This window comes from Paractinoplanes globisporus DSM 43857 (assembly GCF_000379645.1).
In the GTDB taxonomy this organism is placed as follows: Bacteria; Actinomycetota; Actinomycetes; order Mycobacteriales; family Micromonosporaceae; genus Actinoplanes; species Actinoplanes globisporus.
Genome location: NZ_KB903325.1, coordinates 25,122 through 42,605 on the forward strand (window position 1 = coordinate 25,122; position 17,484 = coordinate 42,605).

Here is a 17,484-nt window from a genome sequence, read left to right on the forward strand (position 1 = left end):
TCACCCGATGAGGATCGTCCGCAGCTCCTCCACGACGCGATCCTGGTCGTCATCGGTGAGGTCGACGAAGAGCGGCAACGACAGCTCCTCAGCGTAGAACCGCTCGGCCACCGGGCACATGCCGCGGCGGTAGCCGAGGTCCTCGTAGACCGGGTGCCAGTACACCGGGATGTAATTGACCTGGACGCCGATCCCGGCCGCGCGCAGCCGGTCGTAGACCTCGCGACGCCGGCCGTCGAGGATGCGCACCGGGTAGAGGTGGCGCATCGGGTCGACGCCCTCGCGCTGGATCGGCAGCCGCAGCCCGGGCACGTCGGCGAGCAGCTCGTCGTAGCGGGCAGTCAGGTATTGCCGCTTGGCCTTGAACTGGGCGAGCCGGCTCAGCTGCGAGCTGCCGAGCGCGCACAGCACGTCGGGCAGCCGGTAGTTCAGGCCGTACCCGTGCACCTCGTACCACCAGCCGCCCTCGTCGGGCCGGCGGAGCCGGGCGGGGTCGCGCACCATGCCGATGTTCTTGAAGGTGCGGGCTCGCTCGAGCAGCTCGGGGCTGGTCGAGGCGACCGCGCCGCCCTCGGCGGTGGTCAGGTTCTTCGTCGGGAAGAACGAGAACGTGGTGAGGTCGGCGAGCGTGCCGACCGGCCGGCCGTGGTAGGTCGAGCCGATCGCGTGCGCGGCGTCGCCGATCAGCACGGCCTCGAGCGGCTCGGCGATCTTGCGGAGCGCGTCGTACTCGGCCGGGTGGCCGGCGTAGTCGACCGCGGCGATCGCCCGGGTGCGGTCGGTGACCACGGCCTCGACCGCGGCCGGGTCGAGGTTGGCCGTCTCGTCCTCGACGTCGGCGAAGACAACGGTGGCGCCGAACAGGGACGCCGACGAGGCGGTGGCCACGAACGTCATCGGGGTCACGACGACCTCGTCGCCGGGGCCGACGCCGGCCGCCGCGTACGCCGCGTGCAGGGCGGTCGTGCCATTGGTGACGGTCGTCGCGGGCGCGCCGGCGACCGCCTCGATGTCCTTCTCGAACTGCGCGACCCGCGGGCCGGTCGTCAGCCAGTCGCTACCGAGAGTGGCGATGACCGCTTCGACGTCGGATCGGTCGATGGACTGCCGCCCGTACGGCAGCATCACTTTTCCTCGTCGATGAGCTTGCGCATGTCCTCGATGCTCAGCCACAGATCGTTGTTGTCGGACCGGTAGTTGAAGCCGTCGGCGACGTCCTCGCCGCCCTCGGGCGACTGGTAGCCCCAGCTCGCGACGACCGGCTGCACGACGTAGCGGTCGGGGAAGCGCAGGGTACGGCGGCTGTCGTCGGAGGCGATCATTTCCTCGTGCAGCTTCTCGCCCGGGCGGATGCCGGTCTCGTGGGTCTCCGAGCCGGGCGCCACGGCCTCGACCAGGTCCATGATCCGCATGCTCGGGATACGCGGTACGAACAGCTCGCCGCCGGCCATCTTGTCGAAGGAGTCGACCACGAACTTCACGGCCTGGGGGAGCGTGATCCAGAAGCGGGTCATCCGCTTGTCGGTGATCGGCAGGCTCTTGCCCTCGGCGGCCAGCTTGCGGAACAGCGGCACGACCGACCCGCGGCTCCCCATCACGTTGCCGTAGCGGACCACGGAGAACCGGGTCGGGAAGGTGGCGGCGTAGTGGTTGCCGGCGATGAACGACTTGTCGGCGACGAGCTTGGTGGCGCCGTACAGGTTGATCGGGCTGGACGCCTTGTCGGTGGAGAGCGCCACGACCTTCTTGACGCCGGCGTCGATCGCGACGTCGATCACGTTCTGCGACCCGTTGATGTTGGTGGCCACGAACTCGGAGGGGTTGTACTCCGCGGTGTCGACCTGCTTGAGCGCGGCCGCGTGGATCAGGTAGTCGACGCCGTGCATGGCGCGGGACAGCCGGTTGCGGTCGCGGATGTCGCCGAGGAAGAACCGCAGGCGCTTGTCGTCGCCGAACATCTGGCGGACCTCGTACTGCTTCAGCTCGTCCCGGGAGAAGATGACGATCCGCTGCGGGTCCAGGTGGGTGAGGGCGTAATTGAGGAACGCCTTCCCGAACGATCCGGTGGCACCGGTGACGAGGATCGAGGATCCGCTGATTTCAGACACGTGATTGCTCCGAGGGGTCGGCTATGGCAGGCAGTACGAGCGGGAAGCATAGCTAGAATCGCTCGCGTTTCCAGTCTAGATGTGAAAGAACTGCACTCGTTCAACTGCGGTTCAACCGCGGTAAGTGATCGCGGCCGAGGCCCGGCAAGTACAGTGAGAGTCCTCTGTCCTTCCGGTCGTGCGCAAATCGCTGGTCGAGCCAGCGTAGGGCGTACGAATTCTCGGCCATCACGGGGTGAACATCAAATGACCCAGATGACCAGGGTCCTCCTGTGACCGAGGTGATGCTGGACACGACCCCCGAGGTAGGCCCGGCACCGACGCCCGCGCGCCGTCGGCCCGCCCCGGCGCTGCCCTGGCTCGTCCCGGCCGCGGTGCTGGTCGCGCTCCTGCTCACGACGGGCACGCCACCCTGGGCCGTGCTGGGCTACGCCGCGTACTTCCTCGTCGCCGTGCTGCTGCCCGGCACGCTCGTGCACCGGGCGGTGCGCGGCAGCTCCGGCAACCTCGCCGAGGACCTCGGCCTCGGCGGCGCCACCGGCCTGCTCCTGACGATCGCCGGCTGGGCGCTCGCCGCCGCCACCGGCCTGCAGGCGCTGCTCCCGGCCTGGCCTCTGCTCATCATCGCGGTGTTCCTGGCCGTGCCCGCGCTGCGCCGGCACTGGCGGATCGCCGACCCGCGACCGCTGCCGCTGCGCTGGTCGTGGGCGCTCGCCGGGGCGGTGGCGCTGGCCGTGCTGTCGCTCTGGCCGACCTGGCGCGCCACGCCGCTGCCGCCGGCCGACGCGTCCTGGTACCCGGACCTCGACTATCACCTCGCGCTCGTCCGCGAGATGATGCGCTCGATGCCGTTCCAGGTGCCGGAGGTCGCCGGGGACACCCTGCGCTACCACTACCTCTCCGACGCCGACATGGCGACCGCCTCGATGATCACCAGGATCGACCCGGCGACCGTCCTGCTGCGGCTCTGGCTCCCGCCGATCATCGCGCTGACCGCGCTGGTCACCGCGGCCCTGGGCCGCCAGGTCACCGGCAAATGGTGGGCCGGCGCTCTCGGCGGCGTCCTCGCGGTGGCCGGCCTGCCGCTGGTGCTCGGCTCGCCGATCACCGCGCTGGGCGGCAATGCGATCAGTTACATCAGCCCCTCGGAGAGCTACCAGCTGCCGCTGGTCGGGCTGCTGCTCGTGATCGCCGTCGACGCGCTGCGCGGCCGGGCGATCGGTCCGGCCTGGGTGCTGATCTTCCCGCTCGCGCTGGCCTGCGCCGGGGCGAAGTCGAGCGGGCTGCCGCCGGTGGTGGCCGGTCTGGCGGCGGCCGGCGTGGCGATGGCGATCTGGCGGCGCGACCGGCTGCGGACCGCGCTGGCGCTGTTCGCCCTCGTCCTGGTCGCGATGGTGATCGGCTTCCAGCTGTTCGCGGGCGGCGGCGCGGGCACGCTCGCCGTGTCACCGCTGGCGATCATGTTCTCGTTCGCGCCGTACCGGCAGACGCTCGGCGCGTACGACCTGAACAACGGCGCCCTGCCGCAGGGCATCGCGCACGCCTCGGCGGGCGGCCTGGCCTTCGTCGCGGCGCTGGTCGCCTGGTGGCTGCTCATGCAGGTGAGCCGGCTGGCCGGCCTGGCCCTGCTCGGCGCCGGCCGGGCCCGGCGCGACCCGGCCGCCTGGCTGCTCGCCGGCGTCACGGTGGCCGGCGTCGGCGGCATGTGGCTGTTCTGGCACCCTTCGGCCAGCCAGGCCTATTTCTGGCTCGGCGTGCTCCCGTTCGCCACTGTCCTCACCGTCTGGCTGCTCGCCGACCGGGCTCCGTCCCGCCGCACCGTGGTCGCCGGTCTGCTCGCCGGCGCGGTCTGGGCGGTGCTCGCGCCCAAGCTCGGTGGCGCCCCCGAGCACACGGTCGCGTCCTGGTCGCTGGCGCTGCTCAGGCCGCTGCTGCTCACCGCGGCGGTAACGGCGGTCGTGGTGGCGGTGGCGTTCTGGCGAGGTCGCGGCACGTGGCGGGCGCTGCCGGCGGCGCTGCTCGCGGCGGTGCTCGGCGCCGGCGTCGGCGGCTTCGCCGATCGGGTCGCCACCGATCTTCCGAAGGCGCTGCACCCGGCCACGCTCGCGAAACCCGCGGTCGGCCGGGACGAGATGGCCGCGGCGATGTGGCTGGACCGGCACGCCGGCGCCGACGACATCATCGCCACCAACGTGCACTGTCTGCTCCCCCAGGCTCCGGGCACGTGCGACGCCCGGGCGTTCTGGGTGTCGGCGCTGACCGGCCGCCGCGCGCTCGTGGAGAGTTGGGGATACACCGACCAGGCCCTGGCCGCCGCCGGGACGAACGGCAAGAAGTACTTCCTCCAGCCGGCGCCATACCCGGCGCGGTTCGCCCTCAACGAGCGGGTGTTCGCCCAAGGCGACCCGGCGGACGTGGCCACGGTGCGCGACACGTACCACGTCCGCTGGCTCTTCGCCGATCGCCGGTACGGCCCGGTCTCGCCCGAGCTTGCCCGGGCCGGCGTCGTACGGCACACGGCCGGCCCGGTGACGATCTACGAGTTGGTCGATCCGCCGCGGTAGGGAATTTCAGCCGCGAAGCCGGCGGGTCAGTCGCTTGACCCGCCCCAGGCGCGTCCGGACGGCCCGGCCGATCCGCTTGGCGCCGGGGGGAGCGGCCTCCTTGGCGGCGGTCTTCAGCCGGTTCCGCAGCCGGGCGTTGTCGACCCTCGCCAGCTCGCGGTACGCCCGGCGGGCCTTCTCGACCTCGACCCAGGCCGTCGTGAGCTGCGTTTCCGCCGCCTTGAGCCGCGTCTCGAACCAGCGCGCACGGGAGGCGTTGGACTCCTCGAACCGCTCGGCGGCCGCCTCGACCGCGATCGGTTCGCCGGACCGCGGGTCGAGCGGCCGGTCCAGTCCCGTCTCCGCGACGACCTGCCGTAGCACGTCGTCGGGCACCGGCGTGCCACGCATCGCGGCGACCCAGGCGACCGCCTCGGCCGGCGTCAGGTGTGAGGGCCAGGTGCGGCGGTAGCCGTGCCGCTCGACCCGGCGTACCAGATCGGCCACGGCGATCAGCAGCTGCTCGTCCGCGGTCTTGGCCACCGAGGTCGACCCGACCCCGCCGAGAGCCAGCACCCGGTGTTCGCCGGCGGCATCGAGAACGACCCGCCCGGCTGGGGCCGGGGCCACGTCGCTCAGCGTCGCCAGCCAGTCGGCGTAACCGCGGATCGCCGACCGCAGGGCCGCCTGGTCCGGGGCGACGACCGCCTGCGCCAGCACGTCCGGCAGCAGCCAACCGGCGGGCACGGCCGAACCGTCCGGCAGCACCGGGCTACCGTCGGCCAGCCGGACGGCGAACGGCTCGCCCTGGTCAGTGGCCAGCCACGCCACCACGTCGTCCGGCGCCGGGGAACGGTCGGCGCCCGGTCCGGCGACAACCAGCCAGCCGGCGGCGAACTCGGGCAGCCGCCCGGACCACCGGACGCGGAGCATCAGCGAGGCGACGTCGGCCGTCGGCCGGGCTCGTTCGAGCGACCGCGTGGCCGGTTCCGACAGCGCCGCGAGCAACCCGGCGTGCTCGGTCCGGTCCACCGACCCGACGGCCGCGCCCCAGGCGACGACCGGCGCCGACGGCAGCGGGTAGACCGGCCAGATCGCGGCGCCGGGCCCGAACTGCTCGGCGAGATCGGCGAGTCCCCGCGGACGGCTGTTGTCCGAATCCGCCGGCCGGGTCCACGCGGGCTCGGACTCGTCGGCCTCCGGCTGGACCTCCGCGGTCAGCCGGTGCACGCCCAGCTCGTTGTTCACCATCACGACCAGGAGGCCGTCCGGCGTCAGCAGCCGGCGCAGGTCCGCCAGCGCGGTGCCGAAGACGGGTTCCGGGCCCTCGGTCGAGTACAGCCGGACGATGTCGTCGAGCGCGACCACCGCGTCGTACCCGGTGTCGTCGAACCGCTCGAGGCTGCCGCAGACGATCCGGACCCGGCCGTCACCGGCGTCCGCATCGAAGGTCTCGCCTAGCAGCCGCGCGTCCGGGATCGAGCGCACCAGGCAGGTCAGCTCGCCGTCGATCGCGCCGGCGACGGCCGCGATCAGGTCGGGTTCGTGCGGCCCGGCGATCAGCACCCGCGACCGGCCCGCCAGGGCGGCGAGCAGGATCGGGAGCTGGGCACCGCTCCGGGCCGGTTCCCAGGCCGACTCGAGGTCCGACCAGGTGGGCATTTCGCCGCCGATCAGCCGCACTCGGCCGGGCAGGTCGTGATCGCTCATGCCATGCTCCATCCGAGCTCGTAGCTCAGTTCCTGCGGGCTCAGCAGCTGGTCGAGCCCGAGCTCGGACCGGGTCACTTCGGCGAGAAGGTCCGGATCGATAGATTCGCCGTGCAGTCCGGGATGCAACCGCTGCACGTAGTGCTTGCCGTCGAAACCGCCGCGGTCCTCGACGAAGTCCATCTGCGGGCCGTACACGCCGGCCTCGCAACCCACCGACGCCCCGTAGAAGATCGCCGTGGTGAGCCGGTTCGATGCCACCCGCTTGTGCCGGCGCAGCTCGGCGAGCTGCTTGTACAGGAACCGGGTATCGGTGCCCTTCCAGTACGTACCACGCTGACCGTGGCAGATCACCCGGAACCCGGCGTCCTCGTAGGCGCTCCGCACCTCGGGCATGTCGTATTCGATCCAGTACAGGCAGACCGTGACCGGCCCCGGCTCGATCTCCTTGATCCGGGCGATCAGCTCGCCGTGGTCGCCCTCGATGCTGCCCTGTTCCCACGTGTGGAACGGGTAGAAGATCGTGCCCGACCGCTCTTTCGGCTGCTCCGTCTCCTGCGCCAGCAGGTACGCCCACGGCGAGCCGATCACCGCGTAGTCCCGCCAGCCGATCAGGTGGCCGCGGCGGCGCGCGACGTCGGACCAGACGTACTTGATGAAACCGGCGGGCGGTTCGTGGCCCGGGCCGAACCCGTGCAGGATGTTCCAGCCGTGTTGCACGACCCCGTTGATCCGGGGCGGCCTGGCCGCGTCCTTGCCGCAGTAGGCGGCCAGGATGTGGGCATGCCCGTACCAGTGATTGCTGGAGTCCATGAAGCTCGCATTCCCCGTCGGCCCGCGATGTCGCCGGGGACTATACTTTGGGCCCGAGTTCTCCGTCGAACAAGCTCGGGCCGACCCCGCTCCCGGGATCGGCAAGGTGACGGGGCCCACAGCCCACCGGGGCATTCGTTACCTGGAACGTGATTTGTCGTTGGTAACGTCTTGGTCATCGTGCCCCTCGTCGAAATTGGTATTGTGCCGACTCCCAACGTGCCCCCCGGCCGCGTCGCCATGTCCGCCACTCGCATCCGTGAGGAAGCAGCGTGAAACCCCGGCTCAGTGTGGTCGTGCCGTTCTACAACGTCGAGGACTACATCGGAGACTGTCTCGACTCGCTGGTGCGCCAGACGTTCGACGACTTCGAGGTGATCCTCGTCGACGACGGCTCACGCGACGGCAGCGGTGTGGTGGCGAAATCCTTCTGCGAGCGGGACCACCGGTTCCGCCTGGTGATGCAGGAGAACCAGGGGCTGGGACCGGCCCGCAACACCGGGACCCGGCACGCCGAGGGCGAGTACCTGACCTTCGTCGACAGTGACGACCTGGTCACCCGTCACGCGTACGAGATCATGGTGCGGTCGCTGGACGAGACGGGATCGTCGTTCGTGGCCGGCAACGCGCGACGGTTCAACAACACGGGTGGTGTCCGCCCGTCGTGGGTGCACACGACGCCGTTCGCGCTGGACCGGCCGGCCACTCACGTGTTCGAGTTCCCGGCCCTGGCGCGCGACCGGATGGTGTGGAACAAGGTCTACCGGCGGTCGTTCTGGGATCGGTTCGGCTACGAGTTCCCGGCCATCCGGTACGAGGACTGGCCGGTCACCCTGAAGGCCCACATCGAGGCGGTCACCGTCGACTGCCTGGCCACGCCCGTCTACTACTGGCGGGAACGCGAGTCGGGCGAATCGATCACCCAGTTGAAGTTCGAATACTCGAACCTCTACGACCGCGTGGTCTCGGCCGAGCTGGTGCTGGACATGATCGACGAGAAGGCGCCGGAACTGCGCGGCGAGGTGCAGGGCCTGCTCGCCGAGATCGACCTCACGGCGCTGGTGCTGGCGTTCAGCTCGGTGCCCGAGCACGAACAGGACAAATTGATCCAACTCGGCCAGCGGCTCGCGCGACGGCTGGACCGGCAGTTGCGGCGGGACGTGACCCCGTACGACCGGCTCCAGTACCACGCCCTGCAGGCCGGCGACGTCGATCTTCTGCGCCGTCTGGCCCAGTTCCGGCTCGACGGCGGTCTGCGCGGTGGCACGCCGGCCCGTCGGCATCCCGTGCTGCCCTGGCGGTTCGAGAACCAGTACCCGGGCCTGAAGGACCATCCCCGGCCGCTGCCGAGCAAGCTCTACCAGCTGCCGCGCCCCTTGATCGACCTGTACAACTCGGTGACCTCGATCGGCTGGGACGACGGCGATCTGATCGTTCGTGGCACGGCGGAGATCCGCCACCTGGTCAACGACGAGAAGTCGACACTGCGGGTCTCGCTGGTCCACGACGAGCAGCGGTTCCCGCTGGAGATCAGCCGGTTCGAGGCCGTCAACTCGCACGGAGTGCCGGCCGACGTCGGTTTCGAGGCTCGCGTGCCCCGTGCGGTGCTCGCCGGCCTCCCGCTCGGCGACAAGCTGGCCCACTTCCAACTCGAGATGCGCCGGGGCCTGCTGCGCCGGCAGTCGAAACTGCGCAACCTGCGTCCGGGCAATCCGCACTACCCGCTGGGCGCCTGGGTCACCGACGACGTCTGGATCCAGCCGACCCGCGCCGGCAACGGCCAGTTGGTGCTGATGCAGATGCTCCGGCCGTACGAGCTGACCTCGGCCCGGGTCGAGGACGGCGCGTTCGTCCTGTCCGGCCGGCTCCCCGGGGTGGAGACCGGCGCCCAGTTCCGGCTGAGCCGGTCGTCGGGCGGCGCCGTGATGCCGATGCAGATCCAAAACGACGACGGCCCGACGTTCACGGCCCGGCTGCCCCTCGACGCGATCCACGACGCCGCGAACCCCGATGACCCGTTCACGCAGCGCACGGTCCGGGTGCCCAGCGTCGGCGAGGGCGACCAGAACTGGCTGCTGGCAACGGGCCTGGACCGGTCCGTGTCGGCCGTTCACGACGGTCGCCTGTTCCGGCTGACCCGCTCGCCGGCCAACTACGTCAATCTTCATGAGGGGCCGGTACGCCCCGTCGCCGAGACGCTCGAGGTCGGGTCCGATGCCGATGGCCCTCGGGTGACCGTCGGCGGACCACGCCTGGAGGCCGGCACCCGGTTTGTCTGGCGCCGCTTCTTCGACAACTCCAACGACTATGTGGACGCCCAGTGCCAGGTGAGCGGTGCGGACGAGCACTGGTCGGCCGGTATCGCCCTCGCCGAACTGCTGCCGACGGCCGAGATGATCGAGCACCCGCCGCTCGACCCGCAGGCCGGTCTCATCGACTGGACGCTGTTCGCGGAGCACGCGCGCGGCGAGTCGGCGTACGCGGTTCAGCTCGATGTCTTCCTGATCGACCGGCTGCCGATCGAGCTTCAGGTCGACGGCCGGCGGATCAAAGTGCAGCCCCGGGCGAGCACGGTTCACCTGCAGATTTACTGATTCGGCCTACCGCTCGACCGGCACGCAGGCCACCGACACGACGAGGTCGTCGAGGGTCAGCGTCCGCCACACCGCCGTCCGGTCCGGCGGCAGGTCCAGCCCGTACCAGCGGAGCCAGAGCAGGATCGGCAGGTCGTACGCCTTGCAGAAGCTCTCGGCCCGGGTCCACCGCGGCCAGAAGTCCGCGGTCCCGTAGCGGCCGCCCAGGGCCGGCGGCACGGGGGCGTCACGCAGCTCGGCGTCGATGGCGAGGCGGTGGCCGGCCGGCGATGGGCCGTACCAGCCGACCGTGCGGAAGTCGGCAGTGTGCGAGCGGCTCAGCGCCGCACCGCCGCCGTCGATCCGCAGATGATCCTCGGCGCGGTCCAGGAACTCCCGGACCGCGGCGCGATCAGATCGAGGCACCGCCGTCGACCTCGATCACCTGGCCGTTGATGTTGGTGTTCTCGCACAGCAGCATGCGGATCACCGGCACGACGTCGTCGGGGTCGGTCAGGTGACCGGTCGGCGTCCGCCGGGTGATCTGGTCGAGCTGGGTCTGACCGAGCACGGCCGACATCTCCGAGGCGAAGAAGCCCGGCGCCACCGAGTTGGCCAGCACCCGGCCGTTGAGCTCCCGGGCGATCGTCCGGGTGGCGGAGTCCAGTCCGCCCTTGGTGGCCGAGTAGGCGACCAGGCCGGAGTAGCCGCGCTGGGCGCAGATCGACGTGACGTTCACCAGCCGGCCCTTCAGGCCCTTGGCGAGCATGCGCCGCAGGACGAGCCGGGTCAGCACCAGCGGCGCGGTCAGGTTCGTGTTCACGATTTTCTCGATCTGGTCGACCGAGGTGTGCACATGGAGCGAGTCCTGGCCGATGGCCGCGTTGTTGACCAGGCCGTCGATGGGACCGAGGCGCTCCTCGGCCTCCCGGACGAACGCGTTGCAGGCCGCGGCGTCGGTGATGTCGACCGAGCCGATGTGCAGTCTGCCCTCGTACTTGACCGCCAGCTCGCGCAGTTCGGGCGTCACCGTGCGCGCGAAGGCCGCGACCTTCAGGCCGTCGGCCAGCAGGCCCGAGACGATGGCGAGTCCTAGTCCGCGCGAGCCGCCGGAAACGAGCACGACGGTCGAGGGCGGGATCACAGCAGCGTCAGACATCGCTTTTCAGGGTCTCCTTGACCGGGATTTCGTCCAGGAAGCGGATGCGGCGCGGCACGCCGTAGTCCGGCAGCCGGTCGCCGCACCACTTTACGAGGGCGGACTCATCGATGACCGTGCGGTCGGCCGTCGGCGCGAGGACCACCTCGGCCTGGACCATCCGGCCCACGATCGGTGCCTTGCGGGAGGTCACGCGGGCCCACGCCACCTGCGGATGGGCGGTGAGCACGTGCCGGACGAGCCCGGCCGAGATCTTGGACCCGCCCACGTTGATCTCGTCGCTGTTGAGCCGGCCCACGATGTGTACCCGGCCGTCGATGATCTCGACGCGGTCGCCGGTGCGAACCGCGCCGGTCAGGCCGACGCCGTGGTACGGCGACCGGATCACCAGCTCGTCACCGTCGACGGAGATCGACGGCCGGTCGGCCGCCGACCGGTCGAGCCACTCCCGCGGGAAGCCGGCCCGGCCGTCGTGCACGACGATCGAGGCGCCGAGCTCGGAGGACGCGTAGATCCACGAAATCCGCGCGGCGGGGAAGATCTCTCGCAGCTGGTCGAGAATCGCCTGGTCGACCGGCTCGCCGCCGAGCGTGATCTGCCGAAGCGGCACCCGGGCCAGGGCCTCGCCGTCCCGGTAGATCGCCTGCCGCCAGAACGTCGGTGTGCCCGACGCGGCCGTGACCCCGTGCTCGCTCGCGATCTGCGCCCAGTTGTCGAGCTGGCTCGGCTCGATCACGACGAGGTCCTGGCCGGGCTGGGTGAGGGAGAGCGTCACCACCTGCCACCAGGCGTACGTGCCCGGCGAGTACGGGCACAGCCAGGTACGCGGTTCCTGGGTGCCACGCACGGTGGTCAGCGAGTCGAGGGTGTGGCCGACCCGCTTGGGGCGGCCGGTCGAGCCCGAGGTGAGCAGCCACAGCCGTTCCGGTTCGGCGGCGCGCTGCCGTCCCTTTTCCACCACCGTGACGTCGCCGTCGTCGAGCCGGACGACGGTGAAGCCGGCGTCGGCGAGCTCGTCGCGCAACTCGGGGTCGACCCGGGTCGGGGTGCTGAGCACGAGTTCCGTCCCCTGCACGGCATGCTGCCGGGCGGCGACCAGCGCGTCCAGGCCGGTGGCCGCGAGAACGGCGACGGGCGACGGCAGGTCGGCGAGGGGAAGCTCGCGCCAGGTCAGCCGGCGCCCGCTCGCGACGATGCGGTTGTCCTCGCCGGCGCTCATTCCGACTGCAGCTGCAGGAGGAAGTCGAGAACGTCACCGACCGTGGCGATCTGCCGCAGGCCGGGGGCGTCGAAGTTCAGCTCGTCGCCGGTCTCGTCCTCGACCCGCAGGGCCAGCTCGGAGAAGTCCAGGGACCGGAAACCGATCTCACGGAGATCTGCGCTGTCGTCGTCGGGGAGAACTTTGCCCTGGTTTTTCATGACCTGTGCCATGAGGTCGCGAACCTGGGACCGACTCAGCGAATTCATGATGCCGAAGCATACCCGGTCCGATCCGGCGCACCCGGGCGACTTGTAGCGTTCAGGCGAACAGCGATGAAGGGGTGAGCGATCACATGCTCCGACCGGCGACCGACGACGACCTCGACGCGATGCACGCGTGGCGCAACCAGCCGCCCAACCGGGAGGTCAGCATCAACAGCCACGAGATCACTCCCGGCGAGCACGCGGCGTGGTGGTCCCGGACGCGTACCGACCCGTCGCGGCAGGTCCTGATCTACGAGCGCGACGGCGTGCCGTCCGGCGTGGTCAACTTCTTCGACCTGTCGGCGGCCGGGCCCGGCCGGACCGGATCGTGGGGGTTCTTCCTGGACACCGCCGGCCTCGGCGAGCGCGGCGAGACGCTGCCGGCCTGGCTCGAGGTGATGCGCGAGGCCGCCGACCACGCCTTCGACACGCTCGGGCTCGACGAGCTCACCGGCGAGGTGCTGGCGGACAACGTCGTCGTGCGGCAGATGAACCGGCGGTTCCGGTTCGTCGAGGGGGAGCCCGAGTCGCGCGAGGCGGACGGGCGGACGATCACGGTGATACCGATCTCCCTGAAGCGGGAGAACCGGCGGCGCCGTCAGCCCCAGTAGGGTTAGCCCTACCGTAGATTCGGCGGTCAGCGGGATCGGAGGGGAGGTCGTCGATGCCTAGCGTCGAAGACATGACGACGACCTACGCCGAAGCAGCGGTCACCCCGGCCCCGCGTGCCCGGATCCTGCGCCAGATCGGCATCGACACGCAGTACGTCCTGGTCGGCTTCCCGATCGGGATTCTCACGATCTCGCTGCTGAGTGCCCTGTTCTGGACCGGCGTCGGCACGGTGATCATCTGGGTCGGGCTGCCGATCCTGCTCGCCACGATGTACGTCGCCCGCGGCTTCGCCGTGCTCGAGCGCGCCCGCATCGGCCCGGTCTTCGGCCGCCGCCTCCAGCACCCGTTCTACAAGAAGCCGAAGGACGACACCTTCTTCCGGCGGGTGTTCACCCCGCTCTCCGACGGGCAGAGCTGGCTCGACCTGGTGCACGGCTTGTTCCGCTTCATCCCCAGCACGATCTCGTTCGCGTTCGTCGTGACCTGGTGGGCGGGCGCGCTCGGCGGCCTCACCTGGGGCCTGTGGGGCTGGTCAGTGCCCAACGGGCCGGACGACCAGGACCTGCCCGAGCTGCTCGGCTTCGACGGCAGCTACGGCACCAAGGTCGCCTTCTACCTGGCCGTCGGCGTCTTCTTCGCCGGCACCCTGTTCTGGGTCCTCCGCGGCGCCGCGCTGCTCGAGGCGTACTTCGCCCGGGGTCTGCTCTGCGGGGTCAACGAGCTGCGTGAGCAGGTCGCCCAGGCCGAGGCCGGTCGCGAGCTTGCCCAGCAGCAGAAGGCGGCCGCCGTCTCGGCCGAGGCCACCGCGCTGCGCAAGCTCGAGCGCGACATCCACGACGGCCCGCAGCAGCGCCTGGTCCGCCTGGCCATGGACCTCGGCCGCGCCGAGCAGCAGTTCGCCACCGACCCCGAGGCGGCCCGGGCCACCGTGGCCGAGGCGCTCAGCCAGACCCGGGAGACGCTCGACGAGCTGCGCGCCCTGTCCCGCGGCATCGCCCCGCCGATCCTGGTCGACCGCGGCCTGCAGGCGGCGCTCACCGCGCTGGCCGGGCGCTGCACCGTCCCGGTCGACCTGGACGCGCCGTCGATCGAGCGGCTCGCCCCGGCCGTCGAGTCGACCGCGTACTTCGTGGTCGCCGAGGCGCTGACCAACGTGGCGAAACACAGCCAGGCCACCGAGGTGCAGGTGAGCGTGCAGCGCATCGCGACCGGCCTGATGGTGACGGTCTTCGATGACGGTGTCGGCGGCGCTAGCCTCGCCAAGGGGCATGGCCTGGCCGGGCTCGACGACCGGGTCCGCGCGGCCGGCGGCGTCCTGGCGGTGGACAGCCCGGTCGGCGGCGGGACGCGGCTCACGGCGGCGCTGCCGATCTGACAGCATTGGCGGTATGCGGGTGGTAATCGCTGATGACGCGGTGTTGCTGCGTGAGGGTTTGATCAGGCTCGTCGAGGAGAACGGCCACACGGTGGTGGCGGCCGTCGGCGACGGGCCTTCCCTCGTGTCCGCCATCGCCGAGCACAAACCGGACGTGTCCATCGTGGACGTCCGGATGCCGCCCACGCACACCGACGAGGGGCTGCGCGCCGCCGTGGAGGCGCGCGGCCTGGTGCCCGGCACCCCGATCCTCGTGCTTTCCCAATACGTCGAGGTCTCGTACGCCGACGACCTGCTGGCCGACCGCCTGGGCGCGGTCGGTTACCTGTTGAAGGACCGGGTCTCCCAGGTCGCCGAGTTCCTCGACGGCCTGCGCCGGGTGGCGACCGGCGGCACGGTGCTCGACCCCGAGGTGGTCAGCCAGCTGCTGGTGCGCCGGCGCCGCGACGACCCGCTGCGCAACCTCACCCCGCGCGAGCGTGAGGTGCTGAGCCTGATGGCCGAGGGCCTGTCGAACACGGCGATCGCCCGCAAGATGGTCGTCACCGACGGCGCGGTCGAGAAGCACGTCCGCAACATCTTCACCAAGCTCGAGCTCCACCAGGACGAGGAGCAGCACCGCCGCGTGCTCGCCGTGCTCGCGTACCTCCAGGGGTAGTAGGGCTAGCACTACCACGAAGACGGGCGCCTGCTTCATCGATCGGGATCGCGGTTCTTCATAGCGTTTTCCCCATGAGGAACATGGAGAACGTCAAGGGGATCGCGGCCCGGGCCGCGATGTGGAGCGCCCGCCATCGGACGCTCGCGATCCTGGGGTGGATCGCCTTCGTGGTCGGCGTGACCATCCTGAGTGGACAGATCGGCACCCGGGACGCCGTCGACTCCGATTACGGCCACGGCGACTCGGGCCGGGCCGATCACATCGTTCAGCAGGCCGGGTTCCCGGTGCAGCCGGCCGGCGAGATGGTCATCGTGCAGAACCGCGCTGCCAAATCCCAGGGGCTCAGTGACCGCGCGACCGCGATCGCCGACCTGACCAAGCAGCTGAAGAGCACGCCGAACGTCGTCGACGTGCAGCCGGCGATCGAGTCGCCGGACAAGCGGTCCTCGCTGGTCACCTTCGGCGTCGCGGGCGACCCCGACACGGCCAAGGACCGGGTCGGACCGGCCCTCGACACGGTGGCCCGGGTGCAGGCCGCACACGGCGACCTCTACATCGCCGAGGGCGGCGACGCGAGCGGCGACAAGCTGATCGGCGACGACCTCGACAAGGGGCTGAACCGGCTCGGCATGCTCTCCATCCCGGTCACCCTCGGCATCCTGCTCGTCGCCTTCGGCGCGGTGGTGTCGGCCCTGCTGCCGGTCGCGCTGGCGATCACCGCGGTGGTGGGCTCGATCGGGCTGCTCGCGGCGGCCAGCCGGCTCGCGCCGGCCGACGAGACCACGATGCACGTGATGCTGCTGGTCGGCCTGGCGGTGGGGGTCGACTACTGCTTGTTCTACATCAAGCGGGAACGCGACGAGCGGCGCGCCGGCGCCGACGCGCACCGCGCCCTGGTGGTCGCGGCGCAGACGTCGGGCCGTTCGATCTGGGTCTCCGGTCTCACCGTGATCGTCGCGATGGCGGGCATGTTCCTCACCTTCGACACCACGTTCGTGAGCTTCGCGGTCGGCACGATCCTGGTCGTGGCGACGACGGTGCTCGGCTCGCTGACCGTGCTGCCGGCCATGCTGTCGGCGCTCGGCAACAAGGTCGACGCCATCAAGATCCCCGGGCTCTACCGGCGGCGCGGTGACGGCCGCCTGCTGAACGGGTTCCTCAAGCTGGTGCTGGCCAAGCCGCTGATCTCGGCTCTCCTCGCGGTGGGCGCGCTCGCCGCGATCGCCTCGCCGGTGCTCGACCTGCGCACCAAGGGGCAGGGCATCGAGGACCTGTCGCCCAACGCGCCGATCGTCCAGGCGTACAAGACGGTCGACGAGGCCTTCCCGAGCAAGACCTCGCCGGCCGAGGTCGTGGTGCAGGCGTCCTCGGTGAAGGGCGGTCAGTTCGACCAGCAGCTGGCCGGCTTCAAGAAGGCCGTGGCCGGCAGTGGTGGCAAGCTCACCGGCCCGGTCGAGGTGCGGATCAACCCGGCCGGCACGGTGGCGGTCGTCTCGGTCGGCCTGGTCGGCGACGATGCGCTCGACAAGCTGCGCGAGGACGTGGTGCCCGCGACCTTCGGCCACATCGGCGGCGCGACGGCGCTGGTCACCGGGGAGCAGGCGGGGAACGCCGACTTCAACGCCCGGCTCGACGCGAGCCTGCCGTGGGTGTTCGGCTTCGTGCTCGGCCTGGCCTTCCTGCTCCTGCTGGTCTCGTTCCGCTCGGTGGTCGTGGCGTTCACCGGCGTCGTCCTGAACCTGTTCTCGGTCGGCGCCGCGTACGGAATGCTGGTCTGGGTCTTCCAGTACGGCCACTTCGAGAAGCAGCTGCAGTTCCAGGCGTCGAGCGGCCTGACGAACTGGATGCCGCTCTTCTTGTTCATCATCCTGTTCGGCCTCTCGATGGACTACCACGTCTTCGTGCTCAGCCGGATCCGCGAGGGCTACGACCGCGGCCTGCCGACCCGGCAGGCGGTGCGTGAGGGCATCGGCCGTACGGCCGGGGTCATCACCAGCGCCGCGGTGGTGATGGTGGCGGTGTTCGCGCTGTTCGCGACGCTGCCGCTGGCCTCGACCAAGCAGCTCGGCGTGGGCCTGGCCGCCGCCGTCCTGCTGGACGCGACGATCATCCGGGCGGTGCTGCTGCCGGCCGTGATGGCGCTGCTCGGCGAGGCGAACTGGTACCTGCCCCGCTGGCTGAACTGGCTGCCGCAGGTGGCACACGAGCCCGCGCCTCTGCCGCCCGCGGGCGGCCCGGCCCGGGACGAGCGCGAGCTCGCTCCGGTGGCCTGAGCCACCCCGGGGCTCGAGGGGGCCTCACCGGGGGCGCGATCGGGGGAGAATGAGTGCCCCGCCTACCTGGGCGGGGCACTCATTCGTTCGACGAACACGCAAGCCGACCCGACGCGAAGTGGGGGCGACCCCGCGCCGGGCCGGCCGCGAGCGGCCGGAGGGACGTGGCGGCGTCCACCCCGACCGGACCGAGG

At 70.9% G+C, this 17,484-nt stretch carries 14 protein-coding genes; 6 read left to right on the plus strand and 8 right to left on the minus strand.

What is annotated here, in order from left to right:
- Window positions 1–1,125, minus strand: coding sequence for a DegT/DnrJ/EryC1/StrS family aminotransferase (locus A3CQ_RS0136140; protein ID WP_020515836.1), 1,125 nt, complete (start codon window positions 1,123–1,125; stop codon window positions 1–3).
- Window positions 1,125–2,108: a UDP-N-acetylglucosamine 4,6-dehydratase (inverting) gene (pseB, locus tag A3CQ_RS0136145; RefSeq protein ID WP_020515837.1), complete on the minus strand. Its 984-nt coding sequence runs from the start codon at window positions 2,106–2,108 to the stop codon at window positions 1,125–1,127. Before pseB ends, A3CQ_RS0136140 begins: the two co-directional genes overlap by 1 nt.
- 272 nt (window positions 2,109–2,380) lie before the next feature.
- Between pseB and A3CQ_RS55315 the strand changes: the two genes are divergently transcribed.
- On the plus strand, window positions 2,381–4,672 hold the full coding sequence (locus tag A3CQ_RS55315) for a hypothetical protein (RefSeq protein WP_020515838.1): 2,292 nt from the start codon (window positions 2,381–2,383) through the stop codon (window positions 4,670–4,672).
- Between the two features lie 6 nt (window positions 4,673–4,678).
- Here A3CQ_RS55315 and A3CQ_RS58050 read toward each other — a convergent pair whose 3' ends face one another.
- The gene (locus tag A3CQ_RS58050) at window positions 4,679–6,361 is read right to left on the minus strand and encodes a hypothetical protein (protein WP_020515839.1); all 1,683 of its coding nucleotides are present in this window, start codon (window positions 6,359–6,361) and stop codon (window positions 4,679–4,681) included.
- Window positions 6,358–7,173, minus strand: coding sequence for a hypothetical protein (locus A3CQ_RS0136160; protein ID WP_020515840.1), 816 nt, complete (start codon window positions 7,171–7,173; stop codon window positions 6,358–6,360). Before A3CQ_RS0136160 ends, A3CQ_RS58050 begins: the two co-directional genes overlap by 4 nt.
- A gap of 272 nt (window positions 7,174–7,445) precedes the next feature.
- Between A3CQ_RS0136160 and A3CQ_RS0136165 the strand changes: the two genes are divergently transcribed.
- On the plus strand, window positions 7,446–9,767 hold the full coding sequence (locus A3CQ_RS0136165) for a glycosyltransferase family 2 protein (RefSeq protein WP_084699386.1): 2,322 nt from the start codon (window positions 7,446–7,448) through the stop codon (window positions 9,765–9,767).
- A gap of 6 nt (window positions 9,768–9,773) precedes the next feature.
- On the opposite strand, the gene A3CQ_RS0136170 is transcribed toward A3CQ_RS0136165, so the two are convergent.
- Genes A3CQ_RS0136170 through A3CQ_RS0136185 form a run of 4 tightly spaced genes read right to left on the minus strand, consistent with a single transcriptional unit; the run spans window position 9,774 to window position 12,372 of the window.
- The gene (locus A3CQ_RS0136170) at window positions 9,774–10,172 is read right to left on the minus strand and encodes a hypothetical protein (protein ID WP_020515842.1); all 399 of its coding nucleotides are present in this window, start codon (window positions 10,170–10,172) and stop codon (window positions 9,774–9,776) included.
- Window positions 10,159–10,905, minus strand: a complete 747-nt coding sequence (locus A3CQ_RS0136175) for an SDR family NAD(P)-dependent oxidoreductase (RefSeq protein ID WP_026206591.1) — start codon at window positions 10,903–10,905, stop codon at window positions 10,159–10,161. The genes A3CQ_RS0136170 and A3CQ_RS0136175 overlap by 14 nt, the downstream gene beginning before the upstream one ends.
- Window positions 10,898–12,124, minus strand: a complete 1,227-nt coding sequence (locus A3CQ_RS0136180) for an AMP-binding protein (RefSeq protein ID WP_020515844.1) — start codon at window positions 12,122–12,124, stop codon at window positions 10,898–10,900. The genes A3CQ_RS0136175 and A3CQ_RS0136180 overlap by 8 nt, the downstream gene beginning before the upstream one ends.
- The gene (locus A3CQ_RS0136185; RefSeq protein WP_026206592.1) at window positions 12,121–12,372 is read right to left on the minus strand and encodes an acyl carrier protein; all 252 of its coding nucleotides are present in this window, start codon (window positions 12,370–12,372) and stop codon (window positions 12,121–12,123) included. The genes A3CQ_RS0136180 and A3CQ_RS0136185 overlap by 4 nt, the downstream gene beginning before the upstream one ends.
- A gap of 86 nt (window positions 12,373–12,458) precedes the next feature.
- On the opposite strand from A3CQ_RS0136185, the gene A3CQ_RS0136190 reads away from it, so the two are divergent.
- The 4 genes from A3CQ_RS0136190 (at window position 12,459) to A3CQ_RS0136205 (ending at window position 17,290) form a co-directional block, all read left to right on the plus strand.
- Window positions 12,459–12,980, plus strand: a complete 522-nt coding sequence (locus A3CQ_RS0136190; protein ID WP_040433698.1) for a GNAT family N-acetyltransferase — start codon at window positions 12,459–12,461, stop codon at window positions 12,978–12,980.
- Window positions 12,981–13,051: 71 nt separating this feature from the next.
- Window positions 13,052–14,356, plus strand: coding sequence for a sensor histidine kinase (locus tag A3CQ_RS0136195; protein WP_020515847.1), 1,305 nt, complete (start codon window positions 13,052–13,054; stop codon window positions 14,354–14,356).
- A 13-nt stretch (window positions 14,357–14,369) separates the two neighbouring features.
- Window positions 14,370–15,014, plus strand: a complete 645-nt coding sequence (locus tag A3CQ_RS0136200; protein WP_026206593.1) for a response regulator — start codon at window positions 14,370–14,372, stop codon at window positions 15,012–15,014.
- A 74-nt stretch (window positions 15,015–15,088) separates the two neighbouring features.
- Window positions 15,089–17,290, plus strand: a complete 2,202-nt coding sequence (locus A3CQ_RS0136205) for an MMPL family transporter (protein WP_026206594.1) — start codon at window positions 15,089–15,091, stop codon at window positions 17,288–17,290.
- Window positions 17,291–17,484 lie beyond the last annotated feature (194 nt).

Coding starts and splice junctions, on each gene's coding strand:
- A3CQ_RS0136140 (WP_020515836.1), bottom strand. CDS start 1,125: ATGCTGCCGTACGGGCGGCAGTCCATCGACCGATCCGACGTCGAAGCG.
- A3CQ_RS58050 (WP_020515839.1), bottom strand. CDS start 6,361: ATGAGCGATCACGACCTGCCCGGCCGAGTGCGGCTGATCGGCGGCGAA.
- A3CQ_RS0136160 (WP_020515840.1), bottom strand. CDS start 7,173: ATGGACTCCAGCAATCACTGGTACGGGCATGCCCACATCCTGGCCGCC.
- A3CQ_RS0136175 (WP_026206591.1), bottom strand. CDS start 10,905: ATGTCTGACGCTGCTGTGATCCCGCCCTCGACCGTCGTGCTCGTTTCC.
- A3CQ_RS0136180 (WP_020515844.1), bottom strand. CDS start 12,124: ATGAGCGCCGGCGAGGACAACCGCATCGTCGCGAGCGGGCGCCGGCTG.
- A3CQ_RS0136185 (WP_026206592.1), bottom strand. CDS start 12,372: ATGAATTCGCTGAGTCGGTCCCAGGTTCGCGACCTCATGGCACAGGTC.
- A3CQ_RS0136190 (WP_040433698.1), top strand. CDS start 12,459: ATGCTCCGACCGGCGACCGACGACGACCTCGACGCGATGCACGCGTGG.
- A3CQ_RS0136195 (WP_020515847.1), top strand. CDS start 13,052: ATGACGACGACCTACGCCGAAGCAGCGGTCACCCCGGCCCCGCGTGCC.
- A3CQ_RS0136200 (WP_026206593.1), top strand. CDS start 14,370: ATGCGGGTGGTAATCGCTGATGACGCGGTGTTGCTGCGTGAGGGTTTG.
- A3CQ_RS0136205 (WP_026206594.1), top strand. CDS start 15,089: ATGAGGAACATGGAGAACGTCAAGGGGATCGCGGCCCGGGCCGCGATG.